The organism is Nocardioides alkalitolerans (assembly GCA_038184435.1).
GTDB classification, from domain to species: domain Bacteria; phylum Actinomycetota; class Actinomycetes; order Propionibacteriales; family Nocardioidaceae; genus Nocardioides; species Nocardioides alkalitolerans_A.
The window spans coordinates 2052657-2074561 of the sequence record CP116227.1; the positions used below are offsets into that span (position 1 = coordinate 2052657).

General features: G+C 73.3%; 23 protein-coding genes. 11 read left to right on the plus strand and 12 right to left on the minus strand.

All coding sequences use genetic code 11. The features are described 5' to 3' along the window. Positions 1–15: 15 nt before the first annotated feature. The 3 genes from PIR53_09865 to PIR53_09875 are packed head-to-tail and all read right to left on the minus strand — an operon-like array spanning position 16 to position 4033. A complete protein-coding gene (locus tag PIR53_09865; GenBank protein ID WZH54278.1) occupies positions 16–1326 on the minus strand; it encodes an RDD family protein in 1311 nt (436 codons plus the stop codon). After that, a complete protein-coding gene (locus PIR53_09870; protein WZH54279.1) occupies positions 1326–3212 on the minus strand; it encodes a hypothetical protein in 1887 nt (628 codons plus the stop codon). The genes PIR53_09865 and PIR53_09870 overlap by 1 nt, the downstream gene beginning before the upstream one ends. Beyond that, the gene (locus tag PIR53_09875) at positions 3209–4033 is read right to left on the minus strand and encodes a protein phosphatase 2C domain-containing protein (protein WZH54280.1); all 825 of its coding nucleotides are present in this window, start codon (positions 4031–4033) and stop codon (positions 3209–3211) included. The genes PIR53_09870 and PIR53_09875 overlap by 4 nt, the downstream gene beginning before the upstream one ends. Positions 4034–4090: 57 nt before the next feature. Here PIR53_09875 and PIR53_09880 point away from each other — a divergent pair, with 57 nt between their 5' ends. The 10 genes from PIR53_09880 to PIR53_09925 all read left to right on the plus strand — a co-directional run bounded on the left by PIR53_09880 (position 4091) and on the right by PIR53_09925 (position 14850). Then, positions 4091–6376 carry a helicase-associated domain-containing protein gene (locus PIR53_09880; GenBank protein ID WZH54281.1) on the plus strand — a complete coding sequence of 762 codons (2286 nt, stop codon included), beginning with the start codon at positions 4091–4093 and terminating at the stop codon, positions 6374–6376. Positions 6377–6400: 24 nt separating this feature from the next. Continuing rightward, positions 6401–8053: a DEAD/DEAH box helicase gene (locus PIR53_09885; protein WZH54282.1), complete on the plus strand. Its 1653-nt coding sequence runs from the start codon at positions 6401–6403 to the stop codon at positions 8051–8053. Between the two features lie 212 nt (positions 8054–8265). Next, entirely contained in the window at positions 8266–9240 is a 975-nt protein-coding gene (locus PIR53_09890) for an ABC transporter substrate-binding protein (GenBank protein WZH54283.1), read from the plus strand. Next, complete coding sequence (locus tag PIR53_09895) at positions 9237–10058, plus strand: ABC transporter permease (protein ID WZH54284.1); 822 nt, start codon at positions 9237–9239, stop codon at positions 10056–10058. Before PIR53_09890 ends, PIR53_09895 begins: the two co-directional genes overlap by 4 nt. Continuing rightward, positions 10055–10879, plus strand: coding sequence for an ABC transporter ATP-binding protein (locus PIR53_09900; GenBank protein ID WZH54285.1), 825 nt, complete (start codon positions 10055–10057; stop codon positions 10877–10879). Before PIR53_09895 ends, PIR53_09900 begins: the two co-directional genes overlap by 4 nt. A 67-nt stretch (positions 10880–10946) precedes the next feature. Beyond that, entirely contained in the window at positions 10947–11366 is a 420-nt protein-coding gene (locus tag PIR53_09905; protein ID WZH54286.1) for a VOC family protein, read from the plus strand. Between the two features lie 13 nt (positions 11367–11379). Then, entirely contained in the window at positions 11380–12138 is a 759-nt protein-coding gene (locus tag PIR53_09910) for a VWA domain-containing protein (protein ID WZH54287.1), read from the plus strand. Then, the gene (locus tag PIR53_09915; GenBank protein ID WZH54288.1) at positions 12138–12311 is read left to right on the plus strand and encodes a hypothetical protein; all 174 of its coding nucleotides are present in this window, start codon (positions 12138–12140) and stop codon (positions 12309–12311) included. The genes PIR53_09910 and PIR53_09915 overlap by 1 nt, the downstream gene beginning before the upstream one ends. A 495-nt stretch (positions 12312–12806) precedes the next feature. Next, positions 12807–14345 (plus strand): DUF222 domain-containing protein, encoded by a 1539-nt coding sequence (locus PIR53_09920; protein ID WZH54289.1) that lies wholly within the window; start codon positions 12807–12809, stop codon positions 14343–14345. A gap of 166 nt (positions 14346–14511) precedes the next feature. Next, the gene (locus tag PIR53_09925; GenBank protein WZH54290.1) at positions 14512–14850 is read left to right on the plus strand and encodes a hypothetical protein; all 339 of its coding nucleotides are present in this window, start codon (positions 14512–14514) and stop codon (positions 14848–14850) included. Between the two features lie 3 nt (positions 14851–14853). On the opposite strand, the gene PIR53_09930 is transcribed toward PIR53_09925, so the two are convergent. After that, complete coding sequence (locus PIR53_09930) at positions 14854–15228, minus strand: antibiotic biosynthesis monooxygenase (GenBank protein WZH54291.1); 375 nt, start codon at positions 15226–15228, stop codon at positions 14854–14856. A gap of 136 nt (positions 15229–15364) precedes the next feature. Between PIR53_09930 and PIR53_09935 the strand changes: the two genes are divergently transcribed. Then, positions 15365–16339 (plus strand): glycosyl hydrolase, encoded by a 975-nt coding sequence (locus tag PIR53_09935; protein ID WZH54292.1) that lies wholly within the window; start codon positions 15365–15367, stop codon positions 16337–16339. Between the two features lie 16 nt (positions 16340–16355). On the opposite strand, the gene PIR53_09940 is transcribed toward PIR53_09935, so the two are convergent. From PIR53_09940 to PIR53_09975, 8 genes are all read right to left on the minus strand, one after another. Further along, positions 16356–16835: a hypothetical protein gene (locus tag PIR53_09940; GenBank protein ID WZH54293.1), complete on the minus strand. Its 480-nt coding sequence runs from the start codon at positions 16833–16835 to the stop codon at positions 16356–16358. Positions 16836–16916: 81 nt separating this feature from the next. Further along, on the minus strand, positions 16917–17360 hold the full coding sequence (locus tag PIR53_09945; protein WZH54294.1) for a hypothetical protein: 444 nt from the start codon (positions 17358–17360) through the stop codon (positions 16917–16919). Positions 17361–17398: 38 nt separating this feature from the next. Continuing rightward, entirely contained in the window at positions 17399–18100 is a 702-nt protein-coding gene (locus tag PIR53_09950; protein ID WZH54295.1) for a hypothetical protein, read from the minus strand. Beyond that, positions 18097–18792 carry a hypothetical protein gene (locus PIR53_09955; protein WZH54296.1) on the minus strand — a complete coding sequence of 232 codons (696 nt, stop codon included), beginning with the start codon at positions 18790–18792 and terminating at the stop codon, positions 18097–18099. Before PIR53_09955 ends, PIR53_09950 begins: the two co-directional genes overlap by 4 nt. A 36-nt stretch (positions 18793–18828) precedes the next feature. Beyond that, positions 18829–19359, minus strand: coding sequence for a hypothetical protein (locus PIR53_09960; protein ID WZH54297.1), 531 nt, complete (start codon positions 19357–19359; stop codon positions 18829–18831). Further along, positions 19356–19859 (minus strand): hypothetical protein, encoded by a 504-nt coding sequence (locus tag PIR53_09965; protein WZH54298.1) that lies wholly within the window; start codon positions 19857–19859, stop codon positions 19356–19358. The genes PIR53_09960 and PIR53_09965 overlap by 4 nt, the downstream gene beginning before the upstream one ends. A gap of 65 nt (positions 19860–19924) precedes the next feature. After that, on the minus strand, positions 19925–20794 hold the full coding sequence (locus PIR53_09970; GenBank protein ID WZH54299.1) for a response regulator: 870 nt from the start codon (positions 20792–20794) through the stop codon (positions 19925–19927). After that, positions 20787–21803 (minus strand): right-handed parallel beta-helix repeat-containing protein, encoded by a 1017-nt coding sequence (locus PIR53_09975; GenBank protein WZH54300.1) that lies wholly within the window; start codon positions 21801–21803, stop codon positions 20787–20789. Before PIR53_09975 ends, PIR53_09970 begins: the two co-directional genes overlap by 8 nt. Between the last annotated feature and the right edge of the window lie 102 nt (positions 21804–21905).

Genomic DNA, 21905 nt, shown 5'->3' on the forward strand with positions numbered 1-21905 from the left:
GGCCCCCGTCGGAGGTCAGCCCTCGCGGGTCACCCGCATCTCGCGGTCGCCGAACCGCACCACGTCGCCGTCGACGAGCGTCGCCGCCCGGCCCGCGGTCAGCTCGCGCGCGACGCCGCCGCGGTTGATGAACGACCCGTTCGTCGAGCCGCGGTCCATGACGACGAGGGACCCCTCCGGCGACAGGTGGAACTGCGCGTGGGTCTTCGACAGCGACATGTCCGTGGACTGCAGCGGCACCAGGTGCGCGACCTGCTCCCCCGGCCGTGCGTCCGGCTTGCGGCCGACGAGGCCGAGACCCGCGACCACGAAGCTCTCGCCGCTGTCGAACGTGACCCGCCAGCGCGTCATCGCCTTCCCCGCCCGCGTCGAGTCGCCGTCGACGGACGGCCGCTGCGGTGCCGGGGGTGCCTGCGGTGCGCGCGGCGGCGCGGTGTCCTCGGGTACGTCGCGGCGACGCCGCCCCTGCTGCTCAGGCCGCTGCGGGCCCGGTGCCCCGGCGAGGCCCGGCTGCGGCGAGGCCGGCGGACGCTGCTCGAGCGGGCGCCGCCCGCCGGGCTGCTGCGGCGCGGGCGACTGCTGCGGGGGTCGCTGCTGGACGGGCGGCCGCTGGACGGGGGGCTGCTGCTGGACGGGTGGCTGCTGCTGGGCCGGCGGCCGCTGGACGGGCTGCTGCGCAGGCGGGCGGACCGTGGCCGAGGCCGCCGGGGCGGGGTCCGCCGCACCGGGGCGCTGGCCCGACTGGCCGGCCGGTGCGGCGGGGCGGCTGGGCGGCGCCGTGACAGGGGCCGGCCGCAGCCGCATCGCGGTGAGGTTGACGACGTGGCGCGGCCCGTCGTCGGCGTCGGGCTCCTCCTCGATGGCGCGCGGACGCACGTCGAGCACGACGGAGCTCGCGATCACGTCGTGGAAGCCCCGTCGCTGGCGACCGGGATCGGTGACCACGGTCCAGGCCAGCGTGACGAGGCCGAAGCCGAGCGGCACCGTTCCGGCGGCCACGATGAGGGACCGCATGATGGCCGGGCCGATGCCGATCGGCGTGCCCGTGCCGTGGTGCACGACGCGGAGCCCGAGGAGTGCCTTGCCGGGCGTGAGGCCCCGCAGTCCGGTGAGCACGGCGAAGAGCAGACCGACGAGCAGCACGCCGAGCACGACGACGATCCAGCCGAGGACGGCCTGGCCGGCGTCGATGAGGAAGAACCACGACGCCACGCCGATGCCGGCCATGAGACCCCAGCCGAGCAGCCGGTCGACGGCCAGAGCGAGGAACCGGCGGTCGATCTCGGCCGCGGGGGCCGAGGTGCCGTCGGAGGAGGCAGTCGTCATCAGGGATTGGCCACCTGGATCGTGAGTCCGTCACCGAGGTCGATGATCGCGCCGGGGATGAGCTGCACGGCGATGCCCGGCTGGAGGTCCTCCGGCGGGAGGCCCGGCTGCACCAGCACGGTGCCGTTGGTGGAGCCCATGTCGGTGACGATCGCGCTGCCGTGGTCGACACCGGAGCCGGGACGCACCTCGAGGTGGGTCGAGGAGATCTCCTGCTGCGGGCTCGGCACGGTCACCAGGCGCGGCTGCTCCGCGGAGGTGAAGCGTCGCGCCTCGGGGGCGCGACCGACGAGGATCGCCCGGTCGACGTCGACCGTCTCGCCGCTGGAGAAGACGAGCCGCGCGACCGGACGCGCGGTCACGCTGGGCGCGGGCGGCTGGCCCGGGATGCCGCGCGGCGGGGCGAGCTGGCCGGGGTCGAACCCGGCACCGCCACCTCGCGTCATGCCGTCGTGGGTCTGGGCGTCCTCGTCCCGCTCGCCGGCCGGCGCAGGAGGCGCAGGGGCCCAGCTCGGCGGCGCGGGCGGAGGCGGGGTCGCGGCGGCCCACGACGGCGGCGCCGGCAGCGCGCCGGTGTCGGAGTCGTCCGGCTCCGGCTGCGCGGGACCGACCCCGAGCGGGTCGTCACCGGAGTAGTCCGGCGCCGACGGCACGTCCTCGGACTGCATGCCCGGTCGCGACGACAGGTGGAACCCCGCCATCGTGCGGTCGTCCTCGTCCGCGTCGGGCAGCCCGAAGGGCGGCGCCGGCGGTGCGGGCGGTGCGGGCGGTGCCGGCGGTGTGGGCCGGGCGTCGGGCAGGACCGGCGAGAAGGAGGTCGCGCCGTCGTCCGGCTCCGCAGCAGGCGCCTCGGACAGCACCGGCGAGAACGACGTCGCGCCGTCGTCCGGCTCCACCAGGGGGGCCTCGGGCTCGGCAGGCTCGGCGTCACCGGGCACGCCGAAGGGAGCCGCCGGCGCCTCCGGCGCGATGAGGGGCGGGGACACGATGGTGGCGTCCTCGGCGGGCCCGTCGACGAACGGGTACGGCGGGGGCTCCGGCGCCGGCTCCCCCTGCGGCTCGGCGATCAGCTCGGCCGCGGGCTCAGCGGGCTCGGCGGGCTCGGCCTCGGACTCAGCGGCGGGCTTGTCGAACGACAGCGGCTCCGGCTCCACCACGGGCTCCGGCTCCGCCACGGGCTCCGGCTCGGCCAGCGCGGCCTCGTCGGTGGCGGCGCCCTCCGCGGGGGTGTCGCCGAGCGGCCCCACGGCGGCGGGCACGGCGGGGGCGGCGGCCAGGGAGGCGGCGGCCGCGCCGTACGCCCCGTCCTTGCGCGCCTCGTCCACCTCGTCGAGGGCCGCGTCGTCCGCCGGGGCCTCCGCGGGCGCCTCCGCGGGGGCGTCGACCGGCACGGCGGGGGCCGCGTCGTCGACGGCGGCCGGGGCGACCACGGCGGGGGAATCGACCCGCGACACCCGGACGAGGCCGGAGCCGATCGGCAGGTCGGCGGACGCCTCGAGGCCCTCGGGCTGCTCGACCGTCACGGTGACGGCGGTGACGGAGGAGACGGTGCGCTCGACCCAGGTGCCGCCCGCCGTGCCGGACACCTCCGACTCGTCGTCGCCCTGGCGCAGCAGCACGGTCGCGGCGCCGCGCACGACGACGCGCACCTCGCCGTCGTCGCCGTCGCTGAGCAGCACGAACGCCGGCAGGTCGCGCAACCCCGACGCGATGAGGGCGTCGAGCACCTCGTCGAACGCGGCGCCGTCGTCGACGAGCTCCCAGAGGGCGGCGACGCGGTGCTTGTGGGTGGGCGGGAGGAGCACGCTGGCGCCGGTCCCGAACACGGCGAACCAGGCACCGGGACGGTAGGACCGTGCGGCGCCGGCGGTGACGACGTCTGTCATGGAAGTGCTCCCAGCTTCTCCTCGAGACTCATCCGCTGCTGCTCAGAGTCGTAGACCTGCCCGGCCCTCGCCAATCCCACCACATCGACCACCACGGCCGTGGCGTTGTCCTCGCCACCTGCCTCCACGGCGGCCTGGACGACCCGCTCGGCCGCGTCGCGGGGATCGGGGGCGTCGCGCAGGATCCGCCCGATCTCGGCGTCGTCGATCATCCCGTTCACCCCGTCGCTGCACAGCACGATCCGCTCGGCGGAGGTGAGCGGCAGGAGGAAGAAGTCGGGCTGGGCGAAGCTCGCGCCCCCGAGCGCCCGGGTGATCACGTTGCGCCGCGGGTGGGTGCGCATCTCGGCCGCGGAGATCTCCCCGGCGTCGTGGAGCTCCTGCACGAGGGAGTGGTCGGTGCTTACCTGGTCGAGCTCGCCGTCGCTCAGCTTGTAGATCCGGGAGTCGCCGAGGTTGGCGAGCAGCCACTTCGGGCCGCCCTCGTCCTCGACGACGAGCGCGACGACCGCGGTCGTGCCCGAGAACCAGTCGGGCTCGCCGGCGGCCCGCTTGGCCTGCGCCAGCTCGAGCAGGCGGTCGTGGCAGGCGCGGAGGGTCGCGATGACGAGCTCGGCCCCCTCGCGCGAGCTGCAGCTCGGGCTGCCGAGCCGCGTGAACTCCTCGATGACGAGACGGCTGGCGACGTCGCCGTCCTCGTGGCCGCCCATGCCGTCGGCGACGACGAAGACCGGTGGCTGCGCCAGGAAGGCGTCCTGGTTCTGCGACCGGACCCGACCGACGTCGGAGGCGGAACCGTGGTGGAGCTCGACTTCGTTCACGCCTCGGATCCGTCCTTCGACCGTGCTGCGCGGGGGCAGACCAGTAGCGTGGAGGGGATGTCCTCGCAGACCGCACCCCCGGCGTACCGCAGCCTCGCCGACCAGCTCCGCGCCTGGTCGGACGACCGGCTGGGTCGGCTGCTGCGTGAGCGCCCTGACCTCGCCACTCCTGCTCCCCACGACTCCCGGCAGCTCGCCTCCCGAGCCGCTACCCGTGCCTCCGTGCTGCGCGCGCTCGACCGGCTGGACGCGGCCGAGCTGCGGGTGCTGCATTCCCAGGCGCTCGTGACACAAACCCCGCACTGGACGGCGGCCGACGTGCTCGGCGCCGACCCGGCCGACGTGGCCCCGGTGCTGGACCGCCTGGTCGACCTCGCCCTGGTCTGGCAGGCGCCCGACGGGCTGCGTCCGGTGACCACGGTCCCCGACGCGTTGTCGGTGGGTCCGCCCGAGACACGGGTGCCGATCGAGCCCTTGACGGCCGAGGCGTGGGACCGCGCCAAGGTCGAGGAGCGGCTGGCCGGTCTCTCCGGCCCCGCCGGGGCCCTGCTCGACCACGTCCACGCCCACGGCGGGCGCGGCACCACCAAGGAGGACCCCACCACGGCGTCCCGCTCCGACAGCCCCATCGGGGAGCTCGTCGCCGCCGGCCTGCTGGTGCCCAAGGGTCGCGGCGAGGTGCGCGTGCCGGGCGAGGTCGGGATCGTGCTCGGCGTCGACGCCGGTCCGGCCGCGGCGCCGGAGCTCCTCACCTCCGAGCGCGCCGCGGCCGTCGTCGACCGCGCGGGCGCCGGCGCGGCGTTCGAGCTGGTACGGCGCGCGGAGCTGCTCCTCGACACCTGGGGCACGCGGCCGCCGGGCCTCCTGCGGGGCGGCGGGCTCGGCGTGCGCGACCTGCGCAACGTCGCCGGTCTCCTCGGCGTCGCCGAGGGCGAGGCCGCGCTCCTCGTCGAGACCGTCCACGCCGCCGGCCTGCTCGCGGAGGGGGCCGACGGCGACGGCGATCCCGTGTGGGTCCCGACGGACGCGTACGACGCGTGGTCGACCCGGTCCGTCGCGGAGCGCTGGCGCGGGCTCGTCGAGGCGTGGCTCGGCTCGCCCCGGCTCGTGGGCCTCGTCGGCCGCCGGGACGAGCGGTCGAAGAAGGCCACCAACGCGCTCGAGCCCGACCTCACCCACCCGGTGGCGGTGGAGACGCGCCGCACGACGCTGGAGGTGCTCGGCTCCCTGCCCGACGGCGCGGTCCTGGCCACCGGCACCGGCGTGCCGTCCCTGGTCGCCCACGTCGCGTGGCTCCGGCCGCGCCGTCCCTCGCTGCGGGACGACGTCGTCGCCTGGACCCTGGAGGAGGCGGCGGTGCTCGGCGTCGTCGCGCTCGGCGGGCTCACGCGCGCCGGCCGCGCGCTGCTGGCCGGCGACCCCGCCCGGGCCGTGGCGGCCCTCGACGAGCTGCTGCCCGACCCGGTCGACAAGGTGCTGCTGCAGGCGGACCTCACGGCGGTCGCGCCGGGCCCGCTCGAGGCGGAGGTCGCCCGGAGGCTGCAGCTGGTCGCCGACCTGGAGTCGGCGGGCGGGGCGGGGGTCTACCGGTTCACCAAGGGATCGGTGCGGCGGGCCTTCGACGTCGGCTGGTCGGCCGCCGAGGTGCACGCCTTCGTCGCGGACGTCTCGGCGACGCCGGTCCCGCAGCCGCTGAGCTACCTCGTCGACGACGTCGCGCGCACCTTCGGCACGCTGCGGGTCGGGCACGCGGAGGCGTTCATCCGCACCGACGACGAGGCCGCCCTCACGGCGCTGGAGCGTGACCCGCGGGCGGCCTCCCTGGGCCTGCGGCGCATCGCACCGACCGTGCTCATCAGCACGACGCCGCTCGACGTGCTGCTCCCCCGCCTGCGCGAGCTCGGCACCGCACCCGTCGTCGAGGCACCCGACGGGACCGTGCGCGTCGCCCGCCCGGACGTGCTGCGGGCGCGGACGGCTCGCGCGCGTCGTACCGCCGCCGGGGCGACCGCCGCCCGCGAGGCCGCGCAGGTCAGTGCCGTCGTCACCGCCGTGCGGGCCGGGGACCGGGCCGCGGACTCACGGCACGCGCCCGCCCCCGGCGAGCGGGCCGCGCCGTCCAACGGCCCCACCAACCCCGCCGCCGCGCTGACGACGCTGCGCGAGGCGGTGGAGGCGCGGGCGACGGTGCGGATCGCCTACGTCGACAACCACGGCAGCTACCTCGAGCGGGTCGTCGACCCCGTCCGCGTCGAGGGCGGGCAGCTCACCGCGTGGGACCACCGCAGCGAGGAGCAGCGGCTCTTCGCGGTGCACCGCATCACCGCGGTCGACGCGGTCTGAGGAGGGCCTCCGTACCCTTGTCGGGTGAACGGCCCCCTGATCGTCCAGTCCGACAAGACGCTGCTCCTCGAGGTCGACCACGAGCAGGCGGCCGAGTGTCGCAAGGCGATCGCCCCCTTCGCCGAGCTCGAGCGCAGCCCGGAGCACATCCACACCTACCGCCTCACGCCTCTCGGCCTGTGGAACGCCCGCGCCGCCGGCCACGACGCGGAGCAGGTGGTCGACACGCTCCTGACCTACAGCCGCTACCCGGTGCCCCACGCCCTGCTCGTCGACGTCGCGGAGACCATGGCGCGCTACGGCCGCCTCCGCCTCGACAAGCACCCCGTGCACGGACTCGTCCTCGCGACCACCGACCGGCCCGTGCTCGAGGAGGTGCTGCGCGCGAAGCGGGTGCAGGGCATGCTCGGCGAGCGCGTCGACCCCGACACCGTCGCCGTGCACCCCTCCGAGCGCGGCAACCTGAAGCAGGCGCTCCTCAAGATCGGCTGGCCGGCGGAGGACTACGCGGGGTACGTCGACGGCGAGGCCCACCCCATCAGCCTCGTCACCGACGGGTGGGAGCTGCGGCCCTACCAGCAGGAGGCGGCCGAGTCGTTCTGGCACGGCGGCTCCGGGGTCGTCGTGCTTCCGTGCGGCGCCGGCAAGACCCTGGTGGGCGCCGCCTCGATGGCGCAGGCGCAGGCCACGACGCTCATCCTCGTCACCAACACCGTCAGCGCCCGGCAGTGGAAGGACGAGCTCGTCAAGCGCACGTCGTTGACGGAGGACGAGATCGGCGAGTACTCCGGATCCACCAAGGAGGTCCGCCCCGTCACGATCGCGACCTACCAGGTGCTCACGACGAAGCGGAAGGGCGTCTACCCCCACCTCGAGCTGCTCGACGCCCGCGACTGGGGCCTCATCGTGTACGACGAGGTGCACCTGCTCCCCGCCCCGATCTTCCGGATGACCGCGAACCTGCAGGCGCGGCGCCGCATCGGGCTCACGGCCACCCTCGTGCGCGAGGACGGGCGTGAGGGCGACGTCTTCTCGCTCATCGGGCCGAAGCGGTACGACGCGCCCTGGAAGGACATCGAGTCGCAGGGCTGGATCGCGCCCGCGGACTGCGTCGAGGTGCGGGTGACCCTGCCCGAGGACGAGCGGCTGGTCTACGCGACGGCCGAGCCGGAGGAGCGCTACCGCCTCGCGGCCTGCACCTCGCGGAAGACCGCCGTCGTCCGAGACCTCGTCGCGCAGCACGAGGGCCAGCCGCTGCTGGTCATCGGGCAGTACATCGACCAGCTCGACGAGCTCGCCGCCGCCCTCGACGCCCCCGTCATCAAGGGCGAGACGTCGGTGAAGGAGCGCCAGCGGCTCTTCGAGGCGTTCCGCAGCGGCGAGATCAGCCGACTCGTCGTCTCCAAGGTCGCCAACTTCTCCATCGACCTGCCGTCCGCGGAGGTCGCGATCCAGGTGTCGGGGTCGTTCGGCTCCCGCCAGGAGGAGGCCCAGCGCCTCGGCCGCCTGCTCCGCCCCGGTACGCCGCGGCCCGGCGAGGACCGCAAGGTCGCGCGCTTCTACACGGTCGTCTCGCGCGACACGGTCGACGCCGACTTCGCCGCGAACCGCCAGCGGTTCCTGGCGGAGCAGGGGTACGCGTACCGGATCGTCGACGCGGACGAGCTGGGGGTCTGAGGTCAGGCCGCGCCACGCAGCGGCACACTCGACCGACTGACGAGCCGCGGCGTACCCGTTGAGCAGGATCTGCCAACGGGTACGCCGCGGCCGTCACGCGATGGTGACGGAGCGGGCCGGAGAGTGCGTCCGCGACAACGTGGCCGCAACGAGCGTGAAACGCACGTCGCAGAGGGTGAGGACCTCCCCGACCCCCGTTTCAGGAGCCCTCGATGCCCCTCCGGATCCCCGCCCGCCTCGGGACCACCGCCGCCCTCGTCGCGCTGCTCGGCAGCACCGTCGCCTGCACGTCGACCGGCGGCGGTGACGACGACGAGGTCACCACCGTCACCATCGGCACCCTTCGCGGCCAGCCGCACTTCTACGCGCCGTTCCTCTACGAGGACCACGCCACGGGCGACATCGACTACGAGGTCGTCACCCTCGACACCGCGCCCGCCCTCAACGACGCCCTCCTCAGCGGCACCGTCGACATGGCGGTCGGCTCCATCACCGCCACCGTCGCCGGCGCCGCCCAGGGCCGTGAGGTCAAGGTCGTGGCGGCGGCGTCCGACGGCGGCAGCGGCTTCGTCGCCACGGAGGGCATCGACGACATCACCGACCTCGAGGGGCGGCCGGTGGGCTACCTGGAGTCGAGCTCGCAGTACGTCGTGCTCCAGCTCCTCCTCGAGGAGGCCGGGATGACCACCGACGACGTCGAGCTCGTCTCGCTCTCCGCACCCGACTTCTTCAACGCGTTCAGCACCGGTCAGGTGGACGCGTTCCTCGCGCCCGAGATCGGCGTCTCCCTCGCGCTCGGCGCCGGCGGTGTGGAGCTGGCCTCGCCGTACGAGACCGAGATCGGCCGCGTCAACATCGGCCTCCTGGCGAGCCAGGAGTTCATCGACGAGCACCCCGAGGCGGTGCAGGAGGTCGTCGACACCCACGCCGCGACCACGGACTACATGGTCGACAACCAGGACGAGTGGCTGCCGGAGCTGGTGGAGGAGTACGGCGGCGACGAGGACGTCTTCGCCACCGCGCTCGACAACTTCTGGCTGCGCTCCGACCTCTCCCCCACCTACGAGGAGCAGATCGCGAACCTCGCCGCCCAGATGGAGCGGCTCGGCATGATCGACCAGGCGCCTGCGATCGAGGACGTCGTCGACACCTCCTTCGCCTCGCGTGACGAGCCGGAGGACTCGTGAGGGCCGCGCTCTGGCGGCGCCGGATCGGCCACACCGCGCTCGGCCTCGGCTTCGTCGCCCTGCTCCTACTGCTGTGGGACCTCGGCGTCCGCGGTGAGTGGGTGCTGCTCTTCGACATCAAGATGGGGTTCCTGCCGGCTCCGGACGTCGTCGCGCGGCTGCTGTGGGACTTCGCCTTCGGCGGCCTGTACGACGACGCCTACTCCGGCACGCTCCTGGAGCACCTCACGGCGAGCGCGCTGCGGGTGCTCGCCGGGTTCGGGCTGGCGGCGGCGCTCGCCGTCCCCATCGGGGTGCTGATGGGCCGCTTCCCGCTCGTGAACGCGGCGCTGGACCCGGCCGTCAACCTGTTCCGGCCCGTGCCCGCCACGGCGTGGGTGCCGCTGGTGCTGCTCATCATCGGGTTCGGCAGCCAGGCCACGATCTTCCTCATCACGCTGTCCGCGTTCTTCCCCATCCTGCTCAACACGATCGCGGCCACCCGGGAGGTGCCGCCGCGGCTCGTCGAGGCGGCGCGCATGCTCGGCACGACGCGCGTCGGCGTGCTGATGAAGGTGGTGGTGCCCGCGGCGACGCCCGGCATCGTCAGCGGGCTGCGGATCGGGCTCGGCCTCGGCTGGGTGATCCTCGTGCTCGGCGAGGCCAACGGCATCGACACCGGCCTCGGCAGCATGATCATGCTGGCCCGCGAGCAGGTGCGCACGGACCGCGTGGTCGTCGGCATGATCGTCATCGGGCTCGCCGGCTTCCTGTCCGACCGCATCCTCGTGCTCGGGTTCAAGGGACTGTTCGGCCGTCGGCCGCTGGTGCGGGCATGAGCGCCGTGCGCGGGTCGGTCACGGCCGACCGGACCGCCGCCCCTCCCGTGGTCGACGAGTCCGGTCGCGTGTCGCTGGCCGGGGTCGGGAAGCGCTACGAGACCAGGCGGGGGCCGGTCGACGCCGTCGCCGACGTCGACCTCGAGGTCGCCCCCGGCGAGTTCGTCGCCATCGTCGGCGCGAGCGGCTGCGGCAAGTCGACGCTGCTCCGAATCCTCGCGGGCTTCGAGGGCCACACCTCGGGCATCGTCGAGGTCGGCGGGTCCCCCGTACGCGGGCCCGGGCCGGCACGCGGCGTCGTGTTCCAGGACTACGGCCTGTTCCCCTGGCTGACCGTCGCCGAGAACGTCCGCTTCGGCCTGCGCCAGCAGCGCTGGTCCCGGGCGCGAGCCAAGCGCCGCGCCGCCGAGATGATCGAGGTCGTCGGGCTGACCCGGTTCTCCGACCGGTTCCCCGGCGAGCTGTCGGGCGGCATGCAGCAGCGGGTCGCCATCGCCCGGGTGCTCGCCGCCGACCCGGCGCTGCTGCTCATGGACGAGCCGTTCGGGGCGCTCGACGCCCTGACCCGCACGACCATGCAGCACGAGCTGAAGCGGCTGCGGGCCGAGAGCGGCGCGACGGTGCTGTTCGTGACGCACTCGATCGAGGAGGCGGTCTACCTGGCGGACCGCGTCGTGGTCATGGCCGGCGGCGCCTCCCACGGCAAGCCCGGGCACATCGCCGCGATCGTGCCCGTCGACCTCGGCGACGAGCGGGACGTCAACGGGCCGGCGTTCAACGACCTCGAGCGTCGGATCGGGGCTCTCGTGCACGGGAGCTGAGCCCCGGCGGGTGGCCGGCGCCGCGGCGTACGGCGTCGGCCACCCACCCCCCTGGCACAGTCGCTGCATGGCCATCACCACCACCGGGTTCAGCCACGTGCGGCTCACCGTGCGGGACATCGAGGCGTCGCGACGCTTCTACGACGCGGTCTTCGGCTGGGAGGTGGCCTACGAGCTGCCCGCCGACGCCGACGAGGAGACGCGCGAGCAGCTCTGGTTCCTGTTCGGCGGCGTCATCTACTCCGTTCCCGGGGGTCTCCTCGGCCTCCGTCCCGTCGCCCCCGGCGACGACACCTTCTCGGAGAACCGGGTCGGTCTCGACCACGTGGCGTTTGCCGTGCCGACCCGGGCCGAGCTCGACCGCGCGATCGAGGTGCTCGACGAGCTGGGGGCCTCCCGGGAGGACGTCAAGGACGCGGGCGCGATGTGGATCCTCGAGTTCCGCGACCCCGACGGGATCGCGCTGGAGCTGTCCGCGCCGAAGTGAGGGAGGAACATCGATGGTCGATCTGACGAAGCGCACCGAGACGGCGACCGCGTCGCTCGTCAGCCTCATGAAGAAGGCCCAGGACGACGGCGTCGACCTGGGCGAGGTGTCCGCGGCCTGCGTCCTGGTGATGGACCACTCCGGGTCGATGCGGAAGCTCTACAAGAGCGGCCACGTGCAGGACATCGCCGAGCGGGTGCTCGCCCTGTCGCTGACCGGGCTCGACGACGACGGCGACATCCAGGTCGTCTTCTTCGACCACCAGCCCTTCCCGGCGGAGACGGTGAACGCCGACAACTACGCGGGGTTCGTCGACCGGTGGGACCGGGGGCGGCACTACGGCACGACGAACTACGGGGACACCATCGCGACGGTGCTGACCGACGTCCCTTCGGGTGGGTCGCCCGCGCGCGGTCTCTCGCGGTTCTTCAAGAAGGCAGCTGCCTCGGGGCCGGCCGCGATGCCGACCCTCGTCTTCTTCGTAACGGACGGTGCTCCCGACTCCGGTACCAAGCAGCGCGTCAAGCAGCTGCTCGTCGACGCCGCCGACAAGCCCGTGTTCTGGCAGTTCATCGGGGTCAACGGCTTCAAGCCCACGTTCCTCGAGGAGCTCGACGAGATGCCCGGCCGGGTGGTCGACAACGTCGGGCTGACGGCGTTCGACGGCGAGACGGCCACCGACGAGGCGTGGTTCGGCGAGGTGCTGCGGGAGTTCGTGACGTCGTGGCTGCCGGCCGCGCGTCGCGCCGGGGTCGTCGCGCCGGGCGCCTGATGGACCCGTTCGTGCTGCTCGCCGGCTTCGCGGTCGCGTGCGTGCTGTTCCTCGTCGTGGTGGTCGCCGTGCTGCTGGCGTTCGGGTTCCGGCCCCAGCGCGGACGACGGTCACGCTCGCACTTCGGCCACAACGGCGGGGTGGGCGACGGCTCGGGGGGTACGACGCCCTGAGGGCGTTGCGCTGCCCGGACGTCATGCGGGGCGGTCGTCGGAGGCGCCGCTCTGCATGACGTTGTGGGATCCAGGCGGGTGCCCGCCCGAATCGGGCCCGGAAATGTGAGGCTGGGGCGGTCCCCCGGCCCGGGGACCAGTCCCAGCCGCACAGTTCCGGCCCGTCCTCCGCCGACGCCAGCAGCTCGCGCGGGCGTCGGCGGCCTGGTGCTGACCGGTTACGAGCACGTGCCGATCTGCGAGGCGCGATGTGGGACTCGCCGCGGGCGGCCCAGCACTGCGCGGGCCGGGGCGAGGAGTCTGCCTTCGCCGCAGAGTGCTTCGGGGCACCGTGCGATCGCGCACCTGTGTCAGCCGTGCTGGCTCGGAGCAACGCTCCGTCGGGACCTGCACCCGCTGCGAGTAAGGCCGGACGTTGGCACCGCGGATGGTGTGGCGCATCCGTTGGGCGATTTGGTCCGCCGGCTGTGGGCGACCACAGAACCCTTCATTTGAGTGCGACTGCATCCACAGATCACCATCGGGAGATGGTCATCGCACGTCTGTTCGACTAGAGTGGGCGGCATGGATCGGGGGACCCAGCACACGGCGACCGCGTTGATCGACGCGGTCCGCGAGCGCACGACGGCGGCTCGTGTCGCGGAGGCGGCCGCATTCGTCGCGGTGGGTGACTGGGCGTCGGCTCACACCTCCGATGCGGTGGTCGGGGATCCGATCACGGTGCTGGGTGAGTGGCACGGAGCCGAGCACGCCGAGGCGTTGGCGGGCGATCAGTTCCTCGAGCTGGGTGGTCCGGGGGCGCCGGTGGTGGCGGAGTTCTGCATCGGCGAGGTCGCGGCCGCCCGCGGGTGTTCGTTCGATGCGGCGCGCCGGTTGGTCGGGGATGCGGTGGAGCTGCGCTACCGGCTCCCGCGCGTCCACGCCCGCATCGCTGCGGGCGAGGTCGACGTCTGGCGCGGACGGCGGATCGCGCAAGCCACTCGCACCCTGACCTTCGAGGGCGCGGGGTTCGTCGACCGGCACATCGCGTACGTCGCGGGCAAGGCCACCGGACCCGAGGTCGACCGACTCGTCGCCGAGGCCGCCGCGCGGTTCGACCCCGAGACCACCGAAGCCGAACGGCACGCGGCTGACGGCGACCGGTACCTGGCCATCGACCTCGACGACCTCGGCTACGCCGACCCACTGACCGGCACCCTGCGCGGCACCGTGAACGTCCACGGCACGCTCGACCTGGCCGATGCGCTCGACCTGGAACGGACCGTCGCGCACGTGGCCCGTCAGCTGGGCGAGCTGGGCTGCGACCCGGACCTCGACGTCCGCCGCTCCATGGCCCTTGGCGAGATTGCGCGGCGCTGCGACGGCGTGACCACGCTGGAGTACGACGCTGGTGACGGGCCAGCCGGCACCGAGCCGCGACGGGTGCAGCGGGCGCGGCGTGAAGTGGTGCTGTTCGTCCACCTCGACCAGGCCGCGATCACCAACAACCTGAACGGGTTCGGGCCGGGCATCGACGCCTGCACCGGCATGACGGGGATCGACCTGGCCCGGCTCGACACTCCGGGCGCGCCCCGTGGCGCAGTGACGGTCGAGCAGGTCCAGACGTGGTGCGCGAGCCCGGACACGACGGTGACCGTCAAGCCGATCATCGATCTCAACCGCGACGACGCCGTGAACGGCTACAGCCCGCCCGATCGGATCGCCGACCACGTCCGTGCCCGCTGGCCGAAGTGCGTCTTCCCGTACTGCACCCGTTCCTCGCGGACCGCAGACCTCGACCACTGCGAGCGATACGACGAGAACGGCCCACCCGGCCAGACTTCCACTCGCAACCTGTTCCCGCTGTGCCGACACCACCACCGCATGAAGACCCACCGCGAGATGACCACCGGCAACAGATGGACCTACCGCCCCACCAACCCCACACGAGGCGAACCACCCAACGCCCTCATCTGGACCAGCCCCCTGGGCCTGCGCTACCTCGTCGACCGCGACGGCACCCGCCCCTGGCCCGACGACCCAGAACCCGGCTGACAGCAGGCATCAACCATCCCGCCGCCCGCCCACACCCCTGGTCGGGCGGCGAAGCATGCCCCGAAGATCTCAGCTGCTCTCCCGTCGCGCCGATGGACGGCGCATGATCACCCGGGGGCAGCAGGCTGCGATCACCACGCTCAGATGTCCGGTGTGCCGGTCGGACGTGGCGCCGACCTCGGCCGCTTGCCGGTCGTGCCACCTCCCGATCCGCGACGTTGTCGCCAACCAGCGGACGGGCCGGTCCCGCACCAACCGTCAGGTCCTCACACGCCTCTGGGGCATCCCGATCTACGGCGGCATCCTCGCGTGGTGCCTGCTGCAGCTGCCGACGGCGGCCGTGTTCGTCGTACCGGCGGTCGTCGTCGGGGCCGTGCTGCACGTCCTGCGCGGGCGGCCGTACCTCGGCGCCCTCGCCTTCCTCGTCATCGTCGTCGTGGCGCCGGCCCTCTTCTGGCCGTCCATCGCGACGGATGCGTTCGACGGCCTGACGTCGCGGCTCTGAGCCTCACATCGACAGGTACGGCGCGAACAGCCGCACGGGGCCCTCGCTCATCCGCGCCCGCAGCTCGTCGCTCGGGCGACCGAGGGTCTCGCCCTCGACCGTGGTGGCCGTGGCCAGCACCTCCTGCATCAGCTGCGGCCCGATGTTCTCGAGGTGCTCGATGAGCGCGGCGGAGTCACGGTAGCGCTCCACCACCACGGCGCCGGTCTCGTCGTCGTCGAGGTAGACGTCGTACTGCAGCGTGCCCGAGTCCTGCGTCCGCACGATCTCCATGCACCGCGCGGACAGCCGCTTGAAGGTGGCCGCACCGCCCTCGACGAACGTGAAGCGCGCGATGCCGAGGAGCTGGTCGTGGCGGTCGGTCGAGAAGTCCTGCACGGCGTTCCTCCTTGAGGTGATTTCGTTCAAGCCTGCCTCAAGTCGGCCGAAAGAGAGGCAGAATCCCCCCGCAGCATCACTCCCCCGTGCACCTCGCCTCCCCCGCAGCCGCACGGCCCACCGAGAGGTCGTCGCCGTGTCCTACCCTGTCTCCCCGCCTCCCCGCACCGTGTCCCGCCGCGCCCTGCTCGGCGCCGCCGGCCTCGCGGCCGCTGCGCTCGCCGTACCCGCCCTCGCCGCACCCGCTCGTGCCGCGTCGGGGACCACGGACCGCGGCTACGGCGTCTTCCTGCCGGCCTACCCCGGCAACCTCGACGCCGTCCGCACCGCCGGCGCTGCGGTCGGGCGGATGCCGGAGCTCGTGACCTGGTACGTCGCATGGTCCACCAAGGCGGCGTTCCCCCTGGCCCAGGTGCAGGAGGTCACCGGCCTGGGTGCGCTGCCGGAGATCACCTGGGAGCCCTGGGACCCCGCGCGCGGGACCGCCCCGTCGACGTACTCCATGGCCTCCATCGCCGCCGGCCGCCACGACTCCTACATCCGCTCGTGGGCGCGCGCCGCCGCAGCGTGGGGTCGGCCGGTGCGGCTGCGCTTCGCGCACGAGTCGAACGGGTCGTGGTACCCCTGGGCCGTCGGCGTCAACGGCACCACCGCGAGCCAGTACGCCGCGGCCTGGCGCCGCGTCGTGACCCTGTTCCGCTCGGCGGGCGCGCGCAACGTGCAGTTCGTGTGGTGCCCCAACATCCCCTTCGCGGGCACGCCCGCGCTCGCCTCCATCTACCCGGGCGACGCGTACGTCGACGTGGTCGGCCTCGACGGCTACAACTGGGGCACCAGCCAGGACTGGTCGCAGTGGGGCACCTTCACCGACGTGTTCGGCGCCGGTGTGAACGAGCTGCGGTCGTTCACCGCCAAGCCCCTCGTGCTGGGTGAGGTGGGCTGTGCCGAGGCCGGTGGCGACAAGGCCGCCTGGATCGCCGACATGTTCGCCGTGCTCGACGCCCACCCCGAGGTCCGGGGGTTCACCTGGTTCAACGCGGCCAAGGAGACCGACTGGCGCGTCGAGTCGACGCAGGCCTCGCTCGACGCCTTCCGCACCGGCGTCGCCTGAGGCACGAGCGGTCGGATCAGTCGCGCCGACGCGTCAGGAAGAGACCGCCACCGCCGACGATGGCCAGACCGGCACCGCCGAACGCGAGCACCTTCCACGTCGTACCGGCGTCCTGGATGCGCGTGTGGAAGTACTGTCGCCCCGAGGCGTCGATGCCGACCAGGCGGCTGCCGTCGTAGAGACCGTCGACACGCTTGCCGTCGACCAGCTCACGCCGGTCGGAGTCGCTGAGACCGTTGATGCGCTCCTTCTCCCCGTCGTCCCACGGTACGAAGTTGCGCGTCTTGCTGTTGCGGGTGGGCTTCTCGATCTCGCCCTCGACCGCGACGAGGCAGCCGGAGGTCTCCCCCGGGCCACAGATCGGGGTGTTCCTGAGGACGCGCTCCTGGAGGAACGAGGCGCCGAGGAAACCGGTCAGGCCGAGGACCAGCCCGCCGACCAGCGTTGCTGCGGCGACCCATTGGAGGGGTGAGGTGAAGGTGCGAGGGTCGAGCATCGTGACAGCTTTGAACCGGGCCATGGGAGGGGTCCTCGGAGCTGGGGAGCGGGACGGCACCCGATCTGCCCAGCCGCCGTCCTAGCCAAACCGCTGCGCCGACCGGTAGACGTCAGGCGACCCGAACCGCTTGTGGTCGCTGCGCTCGTGGCGGCGCTTCTGGACGGCGGAGACCCCGACGGCGGCGGCCCACGAGACGATGATCCCGCCGATGACCAGGATGCGTGCGTCGGCGCCATCACCATCGAGCGTCGAGCTCATCGATAGCCCGACGGCGACAGGGACCATCCCGTGGACGAAGTGCTCGCTCCAGGTCCACGGCCGCTCGCCACGTCGATAGCCGAGCGCCGCGCGCAGCACCCGGGTCTGCTGGCGGGTCTCCGCCATGAGCCGGTAGGCGGTGGCGGAGAGGACGGCGGCGAGCCCGGCCGCCACCGTCACCACCAGGTATCGATGCGGCATCGGCTCGAAGATCAGCGCCAGCCATGCCACCCCGCCCGCCGCGTAACCGGCGATGCGCGGCACCGCGGCCCGACGCGGGATCGGTACCCCGTGGTCCGTCTTCATCCTGTTGCGCCCGTCCGGGTCCGCGTCACGCCCCTGCGTTCACGGCGCCACTTCTGCGTCGCCGACCACGCGATGCTGACGAGCATCGTGGCGAACAGGACCGAGCCCGCCGAGAAGTACCAGCTCCACGCCTCGGAGCGGATCGCGTTCATGATCTGCAGAGGAAGCATGACCGCGAAGAGCGCCCCGTACCCGGCGTGGGCCCACCACGACCACGGCTGCTCGCCCACCAGGTAGCCACGGTCGCGGCGCGCCTGCTTCACCCGTCGGCGGGTCTCGGACCCCGCGCGCCAGGCGAAGAGGTAGAGAAGCACCACGACCACGGCGAGCACAGCCGCCACGATCCAGCGGGTCGACCCCGTGACCACGTCGGTGACGAGCACAGCCACGAGCAGACCGGCGACGAGGATCGATGCTATCGCCAGCGGAGCAGCACGCGCCGGCGCCTCGACCTCGTAGGGGGCCAGCACCTCCCCCTGGATGACGGCGACGAACTCACGCACGCCCACGACGACGAGCACGATCGCGACGAGGGTGATCAGGCCGAGGGCCGCGACGAGGCCCCACAGCGGGACGCGGTCGTCGGAGTACAGGTCAGACGCAACAGCAGCCAGCACCACCAGTACGACGCCGCCGATGCTCGCCAGCAGCATGAACCGGATCTTGCGCCGTCGGGCGGCTCGGACCTCGGGCGTCATGCGGTCTCCTCGTGCAGAGGGGGCACGGGTGCGGTCCGCTCACGGCGCCACTTCTGCACACCCGACCAGACGACGCTGCCGCCGAAGCCGAGACCGGTCGCGGCTCCCACGCCGTACACCCAGACCTCCGGACCATCGGCGCCGAGCGCGGCTCCGAGATTGCCCAGGCCGACGACGGCGACGATGACGGCGAAGGTCACGTGGGTCGCCCACGACCACGGCTGCTCACCGAGGCGGTATCCACGCTCCCTGCGCACCTCGCGCACCCGGCGTCGTTGCGCTCGCCCGGCCGGCCACGCGATCCCGGCGAACGCCACGAAGACGACGACGATGAAGCCGCCGATCGCCCACCGCGTCCGGCTCGAGAGGTCGAGCGCGATGAGGGGCTGCAGCAGGCTCATCGTCACGACGAAGAACGCCCCACCCGCGCGCGCCAGCCCCCGGTGCTCCGGGAGACCGTAGGGGTTCGCGGCGTTGCTCGTCAGCCACCAACGAGCCAGCCCGCCCGCCAGCAGCGCGAGCAGCACCACCGCAGCGGCGAACAGCGCGACGGCCAGCAGGAGGCCCCACATCGGGAGATCGCCCCGGTCGGCTGCCGCGACCACCTGGGACGTCGTAGCGGCGACGACCGCGAAGCCCACGACGAACAGGACCAGCCCACCGATCCGCCGCGTCGCCGTCACTTCACCCACCTGGGCAACCTAGCCAAGTCGTTCAATGTCCCACCCCTACGCACCGCGGAGAGGCTTCGGAGGAAGCGCCCGGACGACAGGCGGAACGGAGGGCGGGGCCGCGCGCGGCTCGACGGGACCAGGTGCCCTGCGTACACGGCGTTCTCGGCGCCACTTCCCTCTGGTGGACAGCACTGCCACCGTTCCCAGAACGAGCACGTTGAGGATCGCGCGCACCATGACTTCGACGCTGCCGTCATCCAGCGCGAACCACAGCTGGACCACGGCGACGTAGACGACCGCAGCGGTCCATACGCCGTGCCACCGCCACGAGCGCGGCCGTTCTCCCCAGCGGTAGTGCAGGGAGCCACGGACCACCGCTGTCTGTCGCCGTGATTCCGCGGCCGCGAGGTACGCGCAGCCGAGGAGGACGCTGGTCGCCGCCACGATCGGGATGACGACCAGTAGGACGCCTGTCGAGAACTCACTCACCGTCGCGGCGATCGCCGCAAGGACGACGACGCCCCAGCCGGTCCACGATGCGACGACGGTCCATCCGGGCACGGGGACGCCGAGCTCGTTCTTCACGAGGCCGGCGCCTCGGACGTGAGCGGCACGGGCGCGAGGTCGGGGCACTCCGGGGCGGCGCGTCCCTCGCGCTCGCGACGCCGCCCCTGCAACACGGCCACGACGTCCTTCACCAGGGTCCAGCCGCTGCCGGCGAGAGCGATCGCCGTCACTGCCCAGGGCACACCCGATGAGAAGCTCACCACCGCGAGGAAGAGGAGGAAGCTGTGGCGGACGACCTCGATCGTGTGCTCCTTCAGCGGATGCATCGTCTCGCCCCACCGCATGCCGAGGTGGGCCCGCACGACCTTCGTCTGGCGCGACGCCTCCCGGTCGAGCACCCAGGCCACCGCCGACGACCCCAGTCCGCCGGCGATGGCACCGAGCACCCACGGCGAACGCCACGCCGCGACCTCGATCACGATGAGGAAGAGCGGCACGCCGATCAGCCCGAACCCCGCGAGCGACGGCACCCACGACCACGGGTGCACCGGCACGCCGTACTCGTTCGTGACCGCCACGCGAGCAAGGTAGCGAAACGCCGGACCCCACGGGTCCGGTTCGCGTCGACTGGTCCGGTGACCGCTCAGTCCCGCACGAGCCGGTAGCCGTGCTCGTCGAGCTCGATCCACCGACGGCCGGCGTCGACGCCGCGCAGCGTGTGGGTGAGCCCGCGCATCAGCAGCTCGACGCGGGACAGGTCGGCGACGCGGGCCGGGTCGTCGTGGATGGCGATCGAGAGGTCGGCCGCGGTGCGGGGGTGGCCGTCGGCGTACAACAGCACCTCGAGCAGGTCGAACGCCCGCGGGTTCAGCGCGACGGGGCGGGTGTCCACGACGGCGACGGCGTCGTCGGGGTGGACGCGCAGGGGTCCGAACACGACCCAGCCGTCCTCGTAGCCGACGCCGGCCGGCTCCACAGGCACCACCGGCGCCGCCGGAGCCGGCGCGGGAGCCGGTGCCGGTGCCGGATCCGCTGCCGGTCCCGGAGCCGCGGGAGCAGCAGGAGCAGCCGCGGCCGGGGCCGTCGGAACGCCGTCCACCGCAGGACGCACGAACCGGTCGGCGGGCCGCCGCATGACGGCGGCGATCCGCACCTTGAGCTCGCGGCCGCTCAGCGGCCGCAGCAGGAAGGCATCGGCTCCGGCGGCGAGCCCGCGCACGATGTCCAGCTCGTCGTCGCGCTCGGAGTGGAGCACGATGAACGTGGTGCTGCGGGCCCGGAGCCGACGCGCGACCTCGACCCCGTCGGCACCGGCGCCCAGCTGGGCGTCGACCATGACGAGGTCGGGCGCGTGCGCCTCGGCCACGACGAGCGCGGACACCGCGTCGTCGGCGCGCAGCACCTCGAACCCGGACGCCTGGAGCACGCCGGCCACCCACAGCGCGTCCTCGACGTCGGGATCGACGACGAGGGCGACGGGTGTCCGCACCTGCTCCGGGGCTGTCTCATCCACAGGGCACATCGCTCAGCTCCCCGCTCCTCACCTGTTGTCCGCACGCGACCGTCGACCCGCCGTCCCGAGCCGCGCCCACGACCTCCACCGCCGGGTCGGCGGCACCGTCGAAGACGTTGGCGCGCACCGTCGCGCGCCGCCCCCAACCGTCCACGACCTGGTGCACCTGCACGGCGACACCGTCCGCCGCGAACGTGTTGCCCTCCACCACCCAGTCGTTGCCCTTCACGTCGACGAGCGCGTCCACGGCCGCGCCGACCGGACCCTCGAACGTGTTGCCGGAGACACGCCCGCCGCTCGTGCCCTCCTTCACGTCGACCGCCTCGGCGGTCGTCGCACGGATGACGTTGCCCTCGATGACGTTGCCGTCGCTGCGGTCGGGCGCGCAGTCGGTGAGGTCGCACCAGTTGCTCTCGGCACTCCCCACGTAGACCCCCTCCCCGAAGTCCGCCTCCCGGAGCCCGGTGTCGAAGACGGTGCTCCCGCTCAGCGTGTTGCGCGACGACCCCTGCCGCAGGTGGACGGCCTCGTCCCCGGTGCCGTGCACCGTGATCCCGCGGAGGGTGTTGTCAGTGGCGCCGCTCAGCATGACGCCCTTCTTGCCGCCCGTCACCGTCACGCCGCTCACGGCCCACCACGACGCGCCGTCCAGGTGCAGGGTGTAGCCCTCGTCCACGCTCCCCCCGTCGAGCACCGTCGCCGCGCTGCCGCAGAGGGTGATCGGGGCGTCCGCCGACCCGGAGGCCGTCGCCGTGAAGGTGCCCGTGTAGGTGCCGTCGGCCAGCGCGAACGTGTCCCCGGGGCGCGCCGCGGCGAGCGCGTCGCGCAGCTCGTCGGCGGTGCCCACCACCTCGGCGTCGGCGGGACACCCCTCCGTCGCCGTGGACGAGCCGCCGTCGCCGCCCACCAGGCCGCATCCCGCGAGCACCGACGACGCCCCCAGCACCCCCACCAGCGACCGCGCGACGACGACGCTCAGGCGCGCGCGGCCGGTCAGCGCGGTCGGCATCTCAAGAAACCCTCCAGATCGGCCCACCGAGCCGGGCAAGGTTGCGCGGCAGCGCCCTCCTCGGGGCTCCGCCGCGCCGTACCCTACCCACGTCCGAGCGCC

Excerpts from the sequence above, each read along its gene's own strand:
- PIR53_09865 (WZH54278.1), bottom strand. The coding sequence starts at position 1,326 with ATGACGACTGCCTCCTCCGACGGCACCTCGGCCCCCGCGGCCGAGATC.
- PIR53_09870 (WZH54279.1), bottom strand. The coding sequence starts at position 3,212 with ATGACAGACGTCGTCACCGCCGGCGCCGCACGGTCCTACCGTCCCGGT.
- PIR53_09880 (WZH54281.1), top strand. The coding sequence starts at position 4,091 with ATGTCCTCGCAGACCGCACCCCCGGCGTACCGCAGCCTCGCCGACCAG.
- PIR53_09890 (WZH54283.1), top strand. The coding sequence starts at position 8,266 with ATGCCCCTCCGGATCCCCGCCCGCCTCGGGACCACCGCCGCCCTCGTC.
- PIR53_09900 (WZH54285.1), top strand. The coding sequence starts at position 10,055 with ATGAGCGCCGTGCGCGGGTCGGTCACGGCCGACCGGACCGCCGCCCCT.
- PIR53_09905 (WZH54286.1), top strand. The coding sequence starts at position 10,947 with ATGGCCATCACCACCACCGGGTTCAGCCACGTGCGGCTCACCGTGCGG.
- PIR53_09910 (WZH54287.1), top strand. The coding sequence starts at position 11,380 with ATGGTCGATCTGACGAAGCGCACCGAGACGGCGACCGCGTCGCTCGTC.
- PIR53_09915 (WZH54288.1), top strand. The coding sequence starts at position 12,138 with ATGGACCCGTTCGTGCTGCTCGCCGGCTTCGCGGTCGCGTGCGTGCTG.
- PIR53_09940 (WZH54293.1), bottom strand. The coding sequence starts at position 16,835 with ATGCTCGACCCTCGCACCTTCACCTCACCCCTCCAATGGGTCGCCGCA.
- PIR53_09950 (WZH54295.1), bottom strand. The coding sequence starts at position 18,100 with ATGACGCCCGAGGTCCGAGCCGCCCGACGGCGCAAGATCCGGTTCATG.
- PIR53_09975 (WZH54300.1), bottom strand. The coding sequence starts at position 21,803 with ATGCCGACCGCGCTGACCGGCCGCGCGCGCCTGAGCGTCGTCGTCGCG.